The sequence below is a fragment of the Algoriphagus machipongonensis genome (assembly GCF_000166275.1).
Taxonomy (GTDB): domain Bacteria; phylum Bacteroidota; class Bacteroidia; order Cytophagales; family Cyclobacteriaceae; genus Algoriphagus; species Algoriphagus machipongonensis.
Genome location: NZ_CM001023.1, coordinates 3,045,046 through 3,062,808 on the forward strand (window position 1 = coordinate 3,045,046; position 17,763 = coordinate 3,062,808).

The following is a 17,763-nucleotide window of genomic DNA, read 5'->3' on the forward strand; positions in this document are numbered from 1 at the left end:
ATCCAAGTGGAAATGCCCTAATCACCTTATAAAGAAAACTTTTAGCTCAGTTAATCAACTAATAATGAGCGATGTAAAAGGCTCTGTTCTGATCTAAATCTCAATTGATTTTCTATCACCTCTTTAAGTACCCCTTTAAATTTCACTTCTTTTTGCAACAAAAGAACCACTTGGGTAAAAAACCGGTCTACTTCCTCTTGATCAACAACTTGGTAGGTGAAGAAAATTGATTTTTCTTGAATTGAATATCTTAATTCCAAAGAGTTAGGTTTGCCCAAACCTATCAAGCCTCTAAATAATGGGAATAGTTTTTCGCCTCCACTTTCCAATTGAAACATGCCTTGCATTATCTCACCAGAATTATTACAAAAGAATTTCACCAAATCATTCTGGCTAATTACTTCTTGAAAAATCTTAGAATAGTTCTTTTCAGTAGAAACTACTTCATTATTCAAAGATGAAAACTGATAAGATAAAGCGCTCATTTTTTCTGAGTTTATGTATATGATGCTTCAAATTTAAAATCAATATCTCACTTTTCCTATATTCCCTATTCTTTTTATAGGGTATTAATCAGAAAAAAGTTTTAACTGATTGTTTTTCAGTATTTTAATTTAAAATAAATTTGAAGAATTAAGCTTATCTAAGGCTTCCAGTAATTCAGAATCAGACTTAGCAAAACAAAAACGTAAAATCTTATGATCTTCTTTTTGATTAAAAAACACTGAAATCGGAATACATGCCACCCCTACTTCTTTACACATCTTAACAGACAGTTCATAATCTGAAATTGATGAAAGATGTTTATATGAGACCAGTTGGAAAAAACTTCCCTGAGATGGAGTAAACTTAAAATCAGTTTCTGAAAGTCCAGAACAAAACAAGTCCCTTTTCTTTTGGTAAAACCCTGGCAGGTCTAGATACTTTCTTTCATCTTTCAAGTATTCAGCCAAAGCAAATTGTAAAGGTGTAGCAGTGCTGAAAGTTACGAACTGATGAACTTTCCTGAACTCAATAGAAAGTGGCTTTGGAGCGAGGCAATATCCAATCTTCCAACCCGTAACATGAAAGGTCTTCCCAAATGAGCCGCAAATAAATGTTCGTTCTTTTAAAACTGGGTGGCACATCAAAGAAAGGTGCTTTCTTCCATCAAAAATAATGTGTTCATAGACTTCATCACTGATGATGAAAATATTCTTATCCCGAACTAAGCCTGCTAGGGTATCTAAATCTTGCTTTGTCCAAACATAACCACTTGGATTATGGGGATTATTGACCATTATCACCCGAGTTTTTTCAGTTATGGCATCCTTCACTCGATCCCAATCCACTGAAAATTCAGGTATATTGAGGGGAACAAATACAGCAACCCCTCCTGAAAGCTTAACAGCCGGGGCATAGGAATCATAGGCTGGCTCTAGCAAAATCACCTCATCACCAGGTTGAACCACTGCCGAGACTGCTGAAAAAAGCGCATCTGTTGCTCCAGAAACTATGGTTACTTCAGATTCAGAGTTATAGTCTACCTGATATAAACTCTTGGTTTTCTCGCTTAAAATTTCTCTCAATTCAGGAATCCCTGTCATGGGAGCGTATTGATTCTTTCCTTCCTTCATAAAGCGCGTAACCAAATCCACCAAGTAAGGGTCACAATCAAACCCTGGAAATCCCTGCGAGAGGTTAATAGCCTTTGATTCATTGGCCAATTGAGACATGACGGTGAATATGGTTGTTCCTACATCAGGAAGTTTCGAAGGCAGGTTCATAAAAGAGTTTTAATTTTTTTAGGAGATACAATATCGGAAATCTTAATCTTTCTAATTGAGGCCCCATAAAATGAAATGCATATCATTTTAAATAAAAGCATCCTGTTTAATCAAGACGATTTTCAAGCAAAATTGCTAGTTTTGCAGACCTCAAAAGACCCAATATAACTAAAACAAAACTTGCATGAGAGATATAAGATTAGTGGAAGTCAGGTCTGAAATTGCTGCTGGCACTCGTGGTGCGAGCCTAGGCATTGATGCACTCAAAGTGGCAAGCTTGGATAAGAAGTCAGATTTCTTCACTCAATTTGACCCGATCAATGTTCCTGATGCAAATAATTACCTCTGGAAAGGAAACAAGTTTCCACATGCTAAATACATCGATGGTGTCTACCAGGTTTTGAAAAATGTCTATAGCACTATTGAGTCTCTAAGGATGGAGAAAAAGTTTCCAATTGTCCTTGCAGGTGATCATAGTACCGCTGCAGGAACAATAATGGGTATTAAAGCCGCAGATCCAAAAAAGAGATTAGGGGTAATTTGGATTGATGCACATGCGGATTTACACACGCCTTTTACCACTCCTTCGGGGAATATGCATGGGATGCCGCTAGCCATGTGTGGAAGAACTGATAATATCGATTGTCAGGTAAATTCCCCAGATGAGGATACATTGATTTATTGGGAAAAAATCAAAAACATTGGAGGAGAATTCCCAAAAATTGACCTACAAGACATCGTATTTATTACGGTAAGGGATACGGAAGAACCTGAAAATCACTTGATGAAAGAATATGGCATCAGAAATTTCAGCACGAAAGAGGTGAGAGAAAAAGGAGTCAAGGCGATCGCTACCCAAGCTTTGGAGCAATTGAAAGATTGTGATCAGGTTTACATCTCTTTTGATGTAGATAGTTTGGATAGCTCGATTTCAGTTGGCACCGGAACACCTGTTGCCGATGGATTAACAGTAGAGGAAGCAATTCAGCTTAATGCCGAATTAATCAAGGATAAGCGTGTTTGCTGCTGGGAAATCGTAGAAGTAAATCCAACTTTGGATTCTGAAAACCTCATGGCAGAAAATGCTTTTGAAGTATTGGAAGTAACTACAAAATCTCTGGTTGATAACTTTTAACCCGAATAACGCCCCAACTATTAATTAAAACCAAAGCAATAGAATTTGCCATTCAACCTGCTTTTTATATCAATATGAATATACAAGAATCAATTATTTCAGGGATACAACTGGCTTTCCAGAACATCTACAATCACGAGGTGCCTCTAGCAAATTTAAGTCTGGCTCCTACCAGGAAAGAATTTGAAGGGACTTATACCTTTGTTGTTTTCCCATATTTGAAAGTTACTCAGTCAACTCCAGAAAATACTGCAAATCAAATCGGGGAATATCTAAAAGCAAATGTCCCCGAAGTTGCTGGGTTCAATGTGGTGAAAGGTTTCCTTAATTTAGAGTTAAATGAGCTTATTTGGCTGGATGTTTTTCAAGGCTTATATGCTGACGAAAGTCTGGGGCAATTACCTAGTAACGGGCAGAAGGTTATGGTGGAGTATTCTTCACCCAATACCAACAAGCCACTACACTTAGGGCATTTAAGAAATAATTTTCTTGGTTATTCTGTTGCAGAAATTCTGAAAGCCAATGGATATGAGGTAATTAAAGCTAACCTGGTCAATGATCGTGGAATTCACATCTGTAAATCTATGGTGGCTTACCAGAAATTTGGAAATGGAGAAACTCCTGAATCTTCCGGATTAAAAGGTGATCACCTGGCAGGTAAATACTATGTAATCTTTGACAAAGAATACAAAAAAGAAATTGTTGCCTTAAAGGAAAAAGGATATTCAGAGGAAGAGGCAAAGAAAAATGCTCCCCTACTCCTTGAAGCCCAGGAAATGCTTCGTAAATGGGAAGCAAAAGATGAAGAAGTAATCAGTCTCTGGAAGCAAATGAATGCTTGGGTATACGCTGGGTTTGATAAAACTTATCAGACGATGGGAGTTGATTTTGATAAGTACTACTATGAATCAGACACTTATTTACTTGGTAAAGACATTGTAGAGGAAGGGCTAAAAAATGAGGTGTTTTTCAAAAAAGAAAATGGCTCAGTTTGGGTAGACCTCTCAGGAGAAGGCTTGGATGAAAAGCTGGTTCTACGCTCAGATGGAACTTCGGTTTATATCACCCAAGATATGGGGACAGCCGATTTGAAATATGATGATTTCAAAATTGACAAATCCGTTTATGTAGTGGGTAATGAACAAGATTATCACTTTGATGTCTTGTTTAAGATCATGCAAAAACTGGGACGCCCTTATGGTAATGGACTTTATCACCTTTCTTACGGAATGGTCGATTTGCCTTCTGGAAAAATGAAGTCCCGTGAAGGTACAGTGGTAGATGCCGATGATCTCATGCAAGAAATGGTTGATACGGCTGCTAAGCACACTGAGGAACTCGGTAAAATTGATGGCTTTAATAAAGAACAAGCTGCGGAGCTTTACGAAATCTTAGGGTTGGGCGCACTAAAATATTTCCTTTTGAAGGTCGATCCTAAAAAACGTATGTTGTTTAACCCACAAGAGTCTATTGAATTTCAAGGAAACACGGGACCTTTTATCCAATATTCTCATGCTCGAATCAAATCCATTCTACGAAAAGCAGATCAAATTGGGGTAGAATATCAAAAACCTGATCTTTCTGGAATCACCAAATTGGAGGAGTCAGAATCTAGTCTTATTTTCATGTTAGGAGATTTTAAGAAAAAAATCAAACTGGCAGGTGATGATTTAGCACCTTCCATTATTGCTCAATACCTATTTGATTTAGCAAAAGAATATAATCGGTTTTATGCTGATCTCCCTATATTCCATGAAAGCGATAATGCGATCCAGGCATTACGCGTGGCTTTATCCGCTTTAACCGCTAAAACAATCAATAAAGGGATGAGTTTACTAGGAATACAGGTACCCGAAAGAATGTAATTATGAAAAATCTAATTTTTGCCCTTTGTATCACCATGCTTTTTTCATGTCAGAGAACTGGCCAGAATCAGCAAATTGTCCAAGCCGGACTCATCACGCTTCCCTCTTTTGAAAAAGCTCCCTCCTTTTATGATTTTAAATTAAAGGACCTGGATGGAAATGAAGTAGACTTTAGCGAGTATAAAGGAAAAAAGATTTTGGTTGTCAATGTAGCTTCCAAATGTGGTTACACTCCTCAATATGAAGCACTTCAGGAATTGAATGAGAAATATGGCGAGAAAGTCCAGGTTTTAGGTTTTCCTGCAAATAATTTTGGAGGTCAAGAGCCTGGTTCCAATGAGGAAATCAAGTCATTTTGTTCTGAAAACTATGGAGTTACATTCCCAGTTTTTGAAAAAATCTCTGTTAAAGGCTTTGACAAGCACCCATTGTATAGATGGTTGACTGACAAAGATCAAAATGGCTGGAACAATCAGGAGCCTACTTGGAATTTCTGCAAATACTTAATTAATGAAAAAGGTGAACTAGTGAAGTTTTACCCTTCCGATGTCACCCCAATGAGTGAGGAAATCTTAACGGCAATTGGCGCTTCCTAAGAATTCAAAAAAGTGAAAAAAGAAATTGAAACAAAAAAAGAAGCCTGGCTGCATGCGGTCAGGCTTCGTACTTTACCCCTGGCATTAGCCAGTATTTTTGCAGGATCTTTTCTTGCCATTTCTACGGAAGTTTTTAGATGGGAAATCATGGTTAGCGCAGCCTTAACCACCATCTTCCTGCAAATTCTCTCTAACCTAGCCAATGACTATGGAGATACCGTCAATGGCGCAGATCACCATGAAAGACAAGGGCCTATTAGGGCTGTACAATCAGGCCTGATCAGCTTGAAAGAAATGAAATACGGCATGTATATTTTCGGAGGTCTTTCATTGATATCAGGTTTAATTCTTTTGTTTTTAGCTGTTCAAAGCTGGACCTTGTTTTTTGTCTTTCTAGGACTCGGTATAGCCTCCATTTGGGCAGCAGTATCCTACACTTCCGGAGACAACCCTTATGGCTATTTAGGTCTTGGAGACATTTCTGTATTTATCTTTTTTGGCTTATTAGGCGTGATAGGAACTTATTTTCTTCACAGTATAGATTTTGACAGCAGCGTTTTATGGATCGGCTTATCTCTTGGCTTTTTTAGTACCACCGTTCTCAATATCAATAATATTCGAGACATAGAATCTGATCAGAAAGCAGGAAAAAAGTCCATCCCTGTTAGAATAGGGAAAATTGCCGCATTAAAATACAATTGGTTTTTAATAATCGCTGGAAACTTATGCCTTCTCATTTTCTGCTTTTTAACTAGAGAATGGGGAGCTTGTCTTGCATTGCTTATGTTGCCTGTGATGGTGAAAGTAGGAATCAATGTTTCCAAAGGAAAAACTTCAGATGAAATTGATCCCAACTTAAAAAGGATGGCGATTTCTACTTTCCTTTGGGTTATTCTTTTTGGAATAGGCTTACTTTTTTTATAAAAAGGAGCAATAAGCCTTTAGAGGTTCTAATTTTTAACTAATTTGTAGAAAACAATACTCCTATCTAAAATGATCAAAATACTTGTTCCCTACGATTTCTCAGAGCAGGCCATCAATGCCCTCAATTTCACTTCTGGACTAGCGAATAAAATTGAAAACGTCCATATAGAAGTCCTTCATGTAATGGAGGTTCCCTATGTTTCCAACCTTGGAACCATGGGAGGTGGAGAAGTAATTCCAGAAATGGAAAATCAGGTTTTTTTCTTAGAGTTAATGGAAAAGAGAAAAAAACAAATCGCGGATTTGAAGGAAGAGCATAAGGATAAAAAGTACAGTTTTGAGGCAAAAATACAGCTTGGAAATGCTTTTAAAACCATTTCTGCATTGATCGTTGACGAAGAGCCAGACCTAGTAATCATGGGCTCTAAAGGTTCTTCAGGTGTAGAGGAAGTTCTTATAGGAAGTAATACAGAGAAAGTGGTAAGAACTGCCAAATGCCCTGTTATCACCGTGAAGTCTGCGATAGATCCCTCTACATTCAAGAAAATTGTTTTCGCCAGTGATTTTAAAGATGATCATGAAGAAATGGCGAGAAGAATAAAAAATCTTATTACACTATTTGATGCTGAGATTTATTTCGTGATTGTCAATACTCCAGCTGATTTTGAAACGACTAGAGAATCTATCCAAAGGATCAACATGTTCGCTCGAAAGTATGGTTTTGAGGGAGCAAAAGCTGAAATTTATAATTCCTTATCTGAAGAAACTGGTATCATTGAATTTGCTGAAGACATAGACGCAGATATGATAGCGATGGCCACACATGGTCGTACTGGTTTCTTACATTTGATAACTGGCAGCATCGCTGAAGATGTAGTAAATCATGCCAAACGACCTGTTTGGACTTTGAAAGTAAAATAATTAGCCACAATAAAGAATATAGCCTGTCCATATGGGCGGGCTTTTTCATGAACTTATGGGAAAGAGAAATAACGATTGGAAAAAGAGAGACGGGGTAGTATACTCTACCAGTGATAATTTTGAATACCAGGAAGGTGATAATGAGGAAATGGAAACACTTTCACCTACTCAACAAAACCTGAAAGTGATGCTAGACAAAAAAGCAAGAGCTGGAAAAAAGGTGACTTTGGTTGAGGGGTTTGTAGGTTCAGAAGATGACTTAAAAGAATTAGGAAAGACACTAAAGAGCAAATGTGGTGTCGGAGGATCTGCAAAAAATGGTGAAATTCTAATCCAGGGGGATCATAGAGATAAAGTGGTTCAAGTGCTTCAAGCCGCAGGTTACAAAGCTAAACGGTCAGGAGGTTAAGACTGAACAATTGTCGATTAGTAAGTGATTGAGAAATTCAATCAGTGAATGAAACACTACTGATTCAGATTAGAATTTTCATTGTTATACGAAAAAACGCAAATTCTTTGGTCTTGTCGGCTAGTTTCAAATCAACTTTCTTCTAAATCTATTTCTCAAAAAACGAATTGACATTTGCTTTCTTTCTTTCCCTTCCTATATTTGCCCACTGTAATGGACAACAACAATAGAAATATTGATTTTTTCGAATCAACACAGACAAACAATGTGTTGCATCACTTCCATCATTCCTCCTGAGGAATAATTTTTACATACCCGGCAAAGCCGATGACAGGGATTCCGCTTTTTGCCAAAAAAAATTTACAATCTTTTATTTCTTAGCATAACTTGCCAACATGGAAACAATAATCCGTATTGCCGTACAAAAAAGTGGCCGTTTATCTGATGACTCTCTTGCCTTAATCAAGGAATGTGGCATCAAATTCTATAATGGAACTGGAAAATTAAAATCCACTTCCACTAATTTCCCAATCGAATTTCTTTTTCTAAGGGATGATGATATCCCTGGTTATGTTGCTGATGGTGTCGCTGACTTAGGAATTGTCGGTGAAAATGAATTGGTAGAAAAAGACAAAGAAGTCAACACGCTCAAAAAATTAGGGTTCTCGAAATGCCGACTTTCTTTAGCTATTCCAAAGGGACAGGACTATCCTGGAATTGATTTCTTTCAAGGGAAAAACATTGCTACCTCCTACCCTAAAATTCTGGGTGATTTCTTAAGTGCTAAAAATATTAATGCAGATATCCATGAGATCAGTGGATCTGTGGAAATCGCTCCAAGCATTGGGCTTGCTGAAGGTATCTGTGATATTGTCAGCTCAGGGTCTACTCTGATGATGAATGGCTTAAAAGAGGTAGAAGAGATCTTCAAGTCAGAAGCAGTGTTGATAGCAAACAAAGAGCTATCGAATGCTAAAAAAGAAGTTGTCGAAAAGCTGTTGTTCCGGATGAATGCCGTTCAAACAGGAAAGTCAAGCAAATACGTTCTGATGAATGTCCCAAATGCTTCCATCGACAAAATCATTAAATTAATTCCGGGGATGAGAAGCCCAACAATACTACCATTGGCACAGGAAGGCTGGTCTTCTGTTCATTCTGTACTTAATGAAGACACATTTTGGGAACATATAGAAGAACTCCGCGCCGCAGGTGCAGAAGGGATTTTAGTAGTTCCAATTGAGAAAATGATTCTTTAAAGCCTAAAAGTAATTCTCCAAGAAATCTGTTTTTATGAAAATCCTTAAAAACCCAGCGCCTGAGACTTGGTCTAAAAAACTCGCTAGACCTGTTCAAAAGTCCAAGCAAATCAATAAAATCGTCAAACCAATTTTAAGAAAAGTTAGACGAAATGGAGATAAATCCCTTTTGAAATTTGCATTGGAATATGATCATGTCCAGCTGGAGGAATTATTGGTTTCAGAAGCTGAAATCAATGCTTCAAAAGCCAAGCTATCTCCAGAGTTGATTGATGCTATCCAAGTAGCCAAGAAAAATATTGAGCGATTTCATAAAGCTCAGGTAAGTGAGGAATTAGTAGAGGAAGTTATGCCAGGCGTCATTTGTAGACGTAAAAGCATGCCTATTCAAAAAGTGGGTTTGTACATTCCCGGCGGCACTGCCCCCCTCTTTAGTACGGTATTGATGTTGGGAATCCCAGCGGTAATTGCAGGGTGTAAAGAGATAGTTCTTTGCTCTCCCCCTGATCGGGATGGAAATATCCACCCAGCGATTTTATTTACAGCCAACTTAGTCGGTATTACCAAAATCGTAAAAGCAGGTGGAGCTCAAGCCATTGCAGCTATGACTTTTGGCACTGAAACAGTCCCAAAAGTGGATAAAATATTTGGTCCGGGAAACCAGTATGTAACTGCAGCCAAGCAACTTGCCACCGGTTTTGGAGTGGCCATAGATATGCCTGCTGGACCATCCGAAGTTTTGGTTTATGTGGATGACACTGCTAATCCTGCCTTCGTTGCGGCTGATTTACTTTCACAAGCAGAACACGGGGTAGATAGCCAAGTAGTTTTGGTCTGTAAATCAAAAAAATTCGCCAAACAGGTTTTATCAGAGATTGAGGAGCAAGTGGAAGAATTGCCAAGAAAAGACATTGCACTCAAGGCACTTAAAAACTCTGTTGCAGTTGTAATGGAAGATCAGGAACAAGCCATCGCTTTGATCAATGACTATGCTCCAGAACATTTGATAATTGCACTGGAGAATGAAGATGAAGTAGTCAATGAAATCGTAAATGCAGGCTCTGTTTTTATTGGTGATTTCACTCCAGAATCTGCTGGAGATTATGCCTCTGGAACTAATCACACCTTACCAACTTATGGATATGCAAGGAGCTACAGTGGAGTTTCTCTGGATAGCTTTATCAAAAAGATTACTTATCAAAAAATAACTGCAAAGGGAATACAATCCCTAGGCCCAACGATTGAGGTGATGGCAGCAAATGAGTTGTTGGACGCACATAAAAACGCAGTAAGCATTAGGCTTAACTATTTGAAAAACAATAAGAAATGAGCTTTAACCTAAATAAATTACTTAGACCTCATATACTTACAATTGCTCCTTATACTTCTGCTAGAGATGAGTATACAGGAAAGATAGGTGTTTTTCTAGATGCTAATGAAAACCCATATGGATCAGTTACTGATGGAAATCACAACCGGTATCCCGATCCCTACCAAATAGATTTAAAATCAAAGTTGTCTGAAATCAAGGGAATTGCCCCTGATCAGATTTTCTTGGGTAATGGATCTGACGAAGCCATAGACTTGCTATTCCGTGCTCTTTGTAACCCAGGAAAAGATAATGTGATTTTACTCCCTCCTACCTATGGAATGTATGAGGTAAGTGCGGCTATTAATGATGTAGAAACCCGGAAAGTTGCTCTCACGGAAGATTTTCAGCTTCAACCAAAAAAAATACTAGAAAAGGTTGATGGTAATACGAAGATTATTTTCGTTTGCTCACCAAATAACCCTAGTGGTAACAAGGTGAAAAGAGAGGACATACTGTTTCTAATCAAAAATTTCACGGGTGTTGTAGTGGTTGATGAAGCATATATTGACTTCAGTGACGAGCCGAGTTTCATTACTGAATTGGACGAAAATCCAAATCTACTGGTGATGCAGACATTCTCCAAAGCTTGGGGTTTAGCTTCTTTGCGATTAGGAATGGCTTTTGCCTCGAAGGAAATCATTTCGATTTTAAATAAAATCAAACCTCCCTATAACATTTCAGGATTGACTCAGGAAACTGTTTTGGAGGCATTGGGAAATCTGGAGAAAGTAAACAGAATGATTACTGATATCTTGGAAGAAAGGGATTACCTGGAAGACAAGCTGATACAATTCCCTTTCGTCCAAAAAATATTCCCATCTCAGGCAAACTTCCTTTTAGTAAAGATGCCTCATGCAACTCAAATCTATAATGAATTGATTGAAAGAAAGGTTATTGTTAGAAATAGAGCAAAAGTCTTGTTATGTGAAGATTGCTTGCGGATTTCTGTTGGAACGCGTGAAGAAAACATTGCTTTTTTGGACGCATTAGAAAAGGTATCCTCAAAAATTATTTAAACCTATTATTCAGAATTGATGAAAAAGAAAGTACTGTTTATAGACCGAGATGGGACCATCATCAAAGAACCGCCCACCGATTTTCAAGTTGATAGTTTAGAAAAGCTTGAGTTCTTACCGAAGGCCATTTCCAACCTAAGAAAATTAGCTGAAGAGACTGATTTTGAACTAGTAATGGTTACAAATCAAGATGGTTTAGGTACAGATTCTTTCCCTGAAAACACATTTTGGCCTGCACAGTTTAAGATGCTTAAGACATTGGAACAGGAGAATATTTTCTTCAAAGCCATTCATGTCGACAAAACCTTTGAGCATGAAAATGCACCTACCCGAAAGCCGAATACAGGACTTTTGACCTCTTATTTCTCTGAGGAATATGATTTGGCGAATAGCTTCGTCATTGGAGATCGCGCTACGGATGTTCAACTTGCCAAAAATCTAGGTTCCAAATCTATTTTTATTGGAGAGAATCATGAATCGGCTACTTTCTGCAGTACTGATTGGGATGAAATTTTCAATTTCTTAAAGATGCCTCCACGTCAGGCAGAGGTGAAAAGAAAAACCTCTGAGACTGATATATTCATCAAGCTTAATCTGGATGGAAGTGGCAACTGTGATATAAAAACAGGATTACATTTCTTCGACCATATGCTCGAGCAATTAGGAAAGCATGGGAGTACGGACTTGGAAATCAAGGTAAACGGTGATTTACATATTGACGAACATCATACCATTGAGGACACAGCTATTGCATTAGGAGAAGCTTACCTCAAAGCATTGAGTGACAAAAAGGGCATTTATAGGTATGGCTTTTTATTACCAATGGATGATGTTTTGGCTCAAGTAGCTATTGACTTTGGAGGAAGGCCATGGATTGTTTGGGATGCCGAATTCAAAAGAGAAAAAGTTGGTGATATGCCCACAGAAATGTTTTATCACTTCTTTAAATCATTCTCAGACTCTTCCAAGTGCAATTTGAATATTAAGGCTGAAGGCACCAATGAGCACCATAAAATTGAAGCTATCTTTAAAGGATTGGCTCGAGCCATAAAAATGGCAGTTCAAATAGATACCAAAAACATCAATCAATTGCCGAGCACGAAAGGCATGCTATAGGTAGCCAATTTTAACACCTGAAAATTAACACCTTAGGATTAGGAAAAATTCACATAAATAATTTTTCCTAATCCTATTTTTTTGTTTCTTTTAGTTATGAAACGACTTTTACATATATTAACTATTTCGATAGTAGTTTTATTCTCTGCCTGTTCTTCAGATATCCAAAGCATTGAAGCTTTATATGAAAATCAAGAATATGAGGAAGCACTAGATGAACTTAATTCCTACCTGTTTTTCCATGTCACAGACTTAAAGGCTTACCACATGAGAGCCAGGTGTTATGAGGAGCTCGGAGAAATAGGAAAGTCAATCAAAGATTATGAAAGAATCATAGCCCTTGATGAAGATTATGCCCAAGCTTATGCAGGCTTAGGAAAGCTTTATTTTGAGATGAAAGACTATGAAAGAGCTGAAACCTATGTTTTAAGAGCTGCTTCCATGGAGCCAGAGGATTTTGACATCCTTTTTCTTTTGGGGAGGACACGCCTGATGACTGGCAAATATGAATCCGCTGAGAGCTTCCTTAAAAAAGCGAAAGAAATCAACCCTAAGTTTGCTAAGATCTATTATTACGAAGGAATGTCAAGAGCTATGAGAGGGGATGTATTGGGTTGTGCGGCATCATTTAATTCCTACGTTCGATATGAGCCTGACCAAATCGTCGGTCGCTATAACAGAGGCTTCGCTTATATGAAGGCAGGGTATCTTTTATATGCACTGGAAGACTTTGAGGAGGTTCTAAAAAAGAAGCCAAACCATGTAGAAGCCTTAGCCAAAAAAGGATATGTCTTGGCCATGATGGGAAACCCTGAAGGTTGTCAAATTTTACAAGAGGCAGCAAATAAAGGGAGTATTTACGCCCAAGACCAAAGAGAAGTCTGTATCTAGTTTATTTTAAACTTTTCTGCTTCATAGTAATTTGAATTGACTTATTCTCCCCTACTATTTACCCTAGATTATTCTACATTTTTAAGGCTGTAAAACAATCTGATTTTTCCAAGCCATGTAGTAGTTTCATGCCAAGGCTAGAAAAGAATAAAATCCAAGATTCATTATAGGATTTTATGTCTCTCAACAGAATTAGAATCAGATTTCCTCAGGAAATGGTACTCATTATTGCAATCATCATTGAAAAAATTAAATAAAAAAAAGGGCTGGGTAAAATTAATCCATTCGTAGCTTCAAAAACCAACCTTAAACCTTACTTTTGAGCTTTTACCCAAACAATGAAGCACCGCAAACTCGTCATCATCCCTACCTATAACGAAAAGGAAAACATTCAGGATATGATCACCGCTGTGATGGAATTACCTGGTGAATTTTTCCTGATGGTTATTGACGATGGGTCACCGGACGGCACTGCAGAGATTGTCAAAAAAAATCAAGAGGTTTACTCCGAAAGAATTAACCTTCTCCAAAGACCTGGGAAACTTGGCCTCGGCACCGCCTATTTAGAAGGTTTTCAATGGGCCTTAAAAAATGATTTTGATTTCATTTTTGAGATGGACTGCGACTTTTCTCATAACCCTAATGATTTGATCCGTTTGTACGAAGCTTGCGCTAATAGAGAATTTGATATGGCTATAGGCTCTCGCTACATCACGGGTGTTAATGTGGTCAATTGGCCTATTGGGAGGGTTTTAATGTCTTATTTTGCCAGTGTATATGTCAAATTCATTACTGGCCTACCTATCAAAGATGCGACTGCAGGTTTTAAATGCTACCATAGAAGTGTCCTTGAAGGCATTAATTTAAAGGAAGTGAAATTTATAGGTTATGCCTTCCAAATTGAAATGAAATTCACGGCCTGGAAACTTGGGTTTAAGCTGACTGAGGTTCCGATAATTTTTACAGATCGTACCAAAGGTTTATCCAAAATGAGTTCAGGGATATTTAAAGAAGCTGTTTTTGGCGTGATATGGATGAAAATAAAAAGCATTTTCTCTCCATATAAGCTTAATCAAAGCGGATCGATTTAATAGGGTCAACTCTAGAAATCACCATAACTGGAATCAGCAATACCAAGGCTGTTAGAAAAATTATCCCCAGGTTCAAGTAAATGATTATAGGCCAATTCCATTCAATAGGCACATAAGACATGTAATAACTTGCTGGATCCAATGGGATAAGTTTGAATGTGTCCTGCAATACTCCAAATCCCAACCCAATGGCATTACCTATGACCAAACCTCTGGCCAAAATATTCATGCCATTAAAAAAGAAAATACTTCTGATTTGCTTGTTCCTTGTTCCCATGGCTTTGAGTAAACCAATCATTTGAGTTCTCTCCATTATCAGGATAAAAAGGATTGCTCCCATATTGAAAACAGCAACAAACGAAATCAGTCCAACAAAAACATACACATTGGTGTCCAGTAATGTCAGCCAATCAAAAATCTCCAAAAACTTATCTTTACTGGCGACCAACTTCAAGTCAAAATCCATGACTTTTTCCAGCTGAGGGCTGTAGCTGTCAATTTCTTTACTATCCTCAACAAAAACTTCCAGTCCCCCTACTTGATCTTTGGTCCAGCCATTGAGATTTCTAATGGTCTGCAATTCACCAATGACAATTTTCTCATCAAAGTTTTCTAAATAAGTTTCGAAAATACCGACTACCTCTACTCTCCTAAATCTTGGTGGCTCTTGAACAAAATAGAAAGTCAATTTATCACCAACCTTTACCAAAAGCTTATTGGCAATATTCTTACTCAAGAGCACCTCATTACTTGTTCCTTCCTCAGGAACTCTCAGCATTCGACCTTCCTTAATATATTTTTGAAAAGCGAGCGTATCAAAATCATGGGAAATCCCTTTGACCAAAATACCTTCCACTTCATCTTCCCCTTTAATTAAGGCGGCTTTGTGAGCAAAAGACTGTACTTTCTTCACAAATGGTAACTGGCCGTATTCTTGCGCAAATACACTATTGAGTGAAAAAGGGGCTTCTTCAAAAGCATTACTCATGGTAAATCGCTGGACTTGATAATGACCAGTAAAACCATAAACCTTGTCAGAAACGGTCGTTTGAAATCCCCCTAAGACCATGAAAGAAAGAATGGACACAGCTAGGCCCATAGCTAAACTGCCAACAGCTATTTTATGAATAGTTGCTGAAAAACCACCGGCTCTTTTGAAGCTGATTCTTTTAGCAATGAAATAGGAAAGGTTCAAAGGACTGCTTTAATTTGTTCTAATAGATCGCAAAATAGCATGAACCAAATGATTCTCTCATCCTTTACTAAATTTTTGAGCATTCTACTCTTATTTTTCATGACTATCTCTCCTTTGGCTGCCCAAAATACCGAGATTTTAACAGGGGCTGAACAGCCAAATTTGTATTTGGAAAACCTAACCGGAAAAAAGGTAGGGATAGTAGCTAATCAAACTAGCATCATGCCGAGCAAGCAAAACCAGCATGTAGTTGATTTTCTACTTGAAAAAGGAGTTTCCTTAAAAAAGGTTTTTACTCCTGAGCATGGCTTCAGAGGTGACGCAGATGCAGGGGAAAAGGTAGACAATACAGTAGACCAAAAAACAGGCCTTCCAATTATTTCTATCTATGGTACAAACAGAAAGCCTTCGGCAAGTCAGGTGAAGGATTTGGATATTATTATTTTCGATCTTCAGGATGTTGGGACTCGATTCTATACCTATATCAGCACCATGCACAATATCATGGAAGCAGCTGCTGAAAATAATGTTGAGGTTATGATATTTGATAGACCCAACCCAAACGGAGATTATATAGATGGGCCGGTTTTGAAAAGGGGCTTCGAAAGTTTTGTGGGGATGCACCCGATCCCTGTTGTACATGGGTTGACTGTAGGTGAATTAGCCAAAATGATCAATGGAGAAAAATGGTTGAAGGGAGGAATTACTTGTGACTTACAAGTCATTCCAGTTAAAAACTGGACTCATAGCACTTCTTATTTTTTACCGGTTAAACCTTCTCCCAATTTACCAAACGACCTTTCCGTAAGGCTATACCCAAGTACCTGTTTTTTTGAAGGAACCGTTATTTCTTTAGGTAGAGGTACACATTTCCCTTTTCAGGTTTATGGTTATCCTGATAAAAAATTCGGGGATTTCATCTTTACTCCAGTAAGTATCCCTGGAATGGCAAAATCCCCTAGATATCAGGATCAGGCTTGTTATGGAGTTGATTTAAGACAAAAACCCATGAGTAGCCAGATGACGCTTTCTTACCTTCTAGACGCATTTCATAAATCTGGAAAAGGTGCTGATTTTTTTACAAATTATTTTAATACCCTTGCAGGAACAGACGAACTTAAAAAACAGATTCTAGCTGGTAAAACCGAGACTGAAATCAAAGCGAGCTGGGCTGAGGATTTGGCTCAATACAAAAAACTAAGAGCAGCCTATCTGATTTATCAGGATTAAAAACCGATAAAAATTTAGACAAAGCTGGAAACAATTAATTGACATGAACAAGAACTTGAAAATCATATATATGGGTACTCCGGAATTTGCAGTTCCGGCATTGGAAAACCTTGTAAATCATGGTTGGGATGTGATCGCAGTGATTACAGCACCCGACAAACCAAAAGGCAGAGGCCAAAAAATGATTTTTTCTCCAGTAAAGGAGGCAGCACTTAAACACGACATCAAGGTACTTCAACCTACTAATCTTAAATCACCTGATTTTCAGGAGGAGTTAAAAAGTCTAAAAGCTGACTTACAAATTGTGGTAGCCTTCAGAATGCTGCCTGAATCCGTTTGGAGTATGCCTCCTATGGGTACATTTAATTTACACGCTTCATTGCTTCCAAATTATCGTGGTGCAGCGCCGATCAACTGGGCTATCATCAACGGGGAAAAAGAAACCGGAGTCACTACTTTTTTCTTGAAGCATGAGATCGATACAGGAAGTATTATTTACCAGGAAAAAGTCTCCATTTTAGAAGAAGACGATCTAGGATCAGTTTATTCAAAGTTAATGACTAAAGGGTCCGAATTGGTTTTAAAGACTGTCGAATCCATCGCTAAAGATGAAGTGACCCCACTTCCTCAAGATGAAACCAAAGCAATCCATCATGCCCCAAAAATCTTTAAAGAAACAGGCAAAATTGACTGGAACGATTCAGCAGTAAAAATTCACAACCTGGTTAGAGGACTTTCTCCCTACCCTGCAGCATGGTTCATCTTAGATGACAAAATATGCAAGGTATTCAAAACGAAATATTCAACTGATAAAAGCCCACTTTCTCCAGGGCAATATGAAAGTGACGGTAAAACGTATTTGAAGTTCCAGACTGGCGATGGTGTTTTAGAGCTTATTGAAATACAACTGGAGGGCAAAAAAAGAATGGGAATTGAAGACTTTCTACGTGGGTATAAACTTGCTGGAAATTAACTTAAAA

The 17,763-nt window shown here is 38.0% G+C and carries 17 protein-coding genes; 14 read left to right on the plus strand and 3 right to left on the minus strand.

Going from position 1 to position 17,763, the window contains the following annotated elements:
- Positions 1–50: 50 nt before the first annotated feature.
- Complete coding sequence (locus ALPR1_RS12710) at positions 51–485, minus strand: hypothetical protein (protein WP_008201223.1); 435 nt, start codon at positions 483–485, stop codon at positions 51–53.
- A 129-nt stretch (positions 486–614) separates the two neighbouring features.
- Positions 615–1,766 (minus strand): methionine aminotransferase, encoded by a 1,152-nt coding sequence (locus ALPR1_RS12715; RefSeq protein ID WP_008201224.1) that lies wholly within the window; start codon positions 1,764–1,766, stop codon positions 615–617.
- Positions 1,767–1,950: 184 nt separating this feature from the next.
- On the opposite strand from ALPR1_RS12715, the gene ALPR1_RS12720 reads away from it, so the two are divergent.
- From ALPR1_RS12720 to ALPR1_RS12775, 12 genes are all read left to right on the plus strand, one after another.
- Positions 1,951–2,901 carry an arginase gene (locus tag ALPR1_RS12720; RefSeq protein WP_008201225.1) on the plus strand — a complete coding sequence of 317 codons (951 nt, stop codon included), beginning with the start codon at positions 1,951–1,953 and terminating at the stop codon, positions 2,899–2,901.
- A 74-nt stretch (positions 2,902–2,975) separates the two neighbouring features.
- Positions 2,976–4,766: an arginine--tRNA ligase gene (argS, locus tag ALPR1_RS12725; protein WP_008201226.1), complete on the plus strand. Its 1,791-nt coding sequence runs from the start codon at positions 2,976–2,978 to the stop codon at positions 4,764–4,766.
- Positions 4,767–4,768: 2 nt separating this feature from the next.
- Positions 4,769–5,362, plus strand: a complete 594-nt coding sequence (locus ALPR1_RS12730) for a glutathione peroxidase (protein ID WP_008201227.1) — start codon at positions 4,769–4,771, stop codon at positions 5,360–5,362.
- Positions 5,363–5,374: 12 nt separating this feature from the next.
- The gene (locus ALPR1_RS12735; protein ID WP_008201228.1) at positions 5,375–6,286 is read left to right on the plus strand and encodes a 1,4-dihydroxy-2-naphthoate polyprenyltransferase; all 912 of its coding nucleotides are present in this window, start codon (positions 5,375–5,377) and stop codon (positions 6,284–6,286) included.
- A gap of 69 nt (positions 6,287–6,355) precedes the next feature.
- Entirely contained in the window at positions 6,356–7,207 is an 852-nt protein-coding gene (locus ALPR1_RS12740; protein WP_008201229.1) for a universal stress protein, read from the plus strand.
- Between the two features lie 55 nt (positions 7,208–7,262).
- On the plus strand, positions 7,263–7,616 hold the full coding sequence (locus ALPR1_RS12745; protein WP_008201230.1) for a translation initiation factor: 354 nt from the start codon (positions 7,263–7,265) through the stop codon (positions 7,614–7,616).
- A gap of 395 nt (positions 7,617–8,011) precedes the next feature.
- The gene (gene hisG, locus ALPR1_RS12750; RefSeq protein ID WP_008201231.1) at positions 8,012–8,872 is read left to right on the plus strand and encodes an ATP phosphoribosyltransferase; all 861 of its coding nucleotides are present in this window, start codon (positions 8,012–8,014) and stop codon (positions 8,870–8,872) included.
- Positions 8,873–8,906: 34 nt separating this feature from the next.
- Positions 8,907–10,202, plus strand: a complete 1,296-nt coding sequence (hisD, locus tag ALPR1_RS12755) for a histidinol dehydrogenase (RefSeq protein ID WP_008201232.1) — start codon at positions 8,907–8,909, stop codon at positions 10,200–10,202.
- A complete protein-coding gene (gene hisC, locus ALPR1_RS12760; protein ID WP_008201233.1) occupies positions 10,199–11,260 on the plus strand; it encodes a histidinol-phosphate transaminase in 1,062 nt (353 codons plus the stop codon). The genes hisD and hisC overlap by 4 nt, the downstream gene beginning before the upstream one ends.
- Before the next feature lie 18 nt (positions 11,261–11,278).
- Positions 11,279–12,376 carry a bifunctional histidinol-phosphatase/imidazoleglycerol-phosphate dehydratase HisB gene (gene hisB / locus ALPR1_RS12765; protein WP_008201234.1) on the plus strand — a complete coding sequence of 366 codons (1,098 nt, stop codon included), beginning with the start codon at positions 11,279–11,281 and terminating at the stop codon, positions 12,374–12,376.
- Between the two features lie 96 nt (positions 12,377–12,472).
- Positions 12,473–13,267 (plus strand): tetratricopeptide repeat protein, encoded by a 795-nt coding sequence (locus ALPR1_RS12770; protein WP_008201235.1) that lies wholly within the window; start codon positions 12,473–12,475, stop codon positions 13,265–13,267.
- A 338-nt stretch (positions 13,268–13,605) separates the two neighbouring features.
- Complete coding sequence (locus tag ALPR1_RS12775; protein ID WP_008201236.1) at positions 13,606–14,358, plus strand: polyprenol monophosphomannose synthase; 753 nt, start codon at positions 13,606–13,608, stop codon at positions 14,356–14,358.
- On the opposite strand, the gene ALPR1_RS12780 is transcribed toward ALPR1_RS12775, so the two are convergent.
- Positions 14,336–15,553 (minus strand): ABC transporter permease, encoded by a 1,218-nt coding sequence (locus ALPR1_RS12780; RefSeq protein ID WP_008201237.1) that lies wholly within the window; start codon positions 15,551–15,553, stop codon positions 14,336–14,338. The two genes, ALPR1_RS12775 and ALPR1_RS12780, sit on opposite strands and share 23 nt — an antisense overlap.
- Positions 15,554–15,652: 99 nt before the next feature.
- Between ALPR1_RS12780 and ALPR1_RS12785 the strand changes: the two genes are divergently transcribed.
- A complete protein-coding gene (locus ALPR1_RS12785) occupies positions 15,653–16,783 on the plus strand; it encodes an exo-beta-N-acetylmuramidase NamZ family protein (protein WP_237701539.1) in 1,131 nt (376 codons plus the stop codon).
- A gap of 43 nt (positions 16,784–16,826) precedes the next feature.
- Positions 16,827–17,756 (plus strand): methionyl-tRNA formyltransferase, encoded by a 930-nt coding sequence (fmt, locus tag ALPR1_RS12790; protein WP_008201240.1) that lies wholly within the window; start codon positions 16,827–16,829, stop codon positions 17,754–17,756.
- Positions 17,757–17,763: the final 7 nt, after the last annotated feature.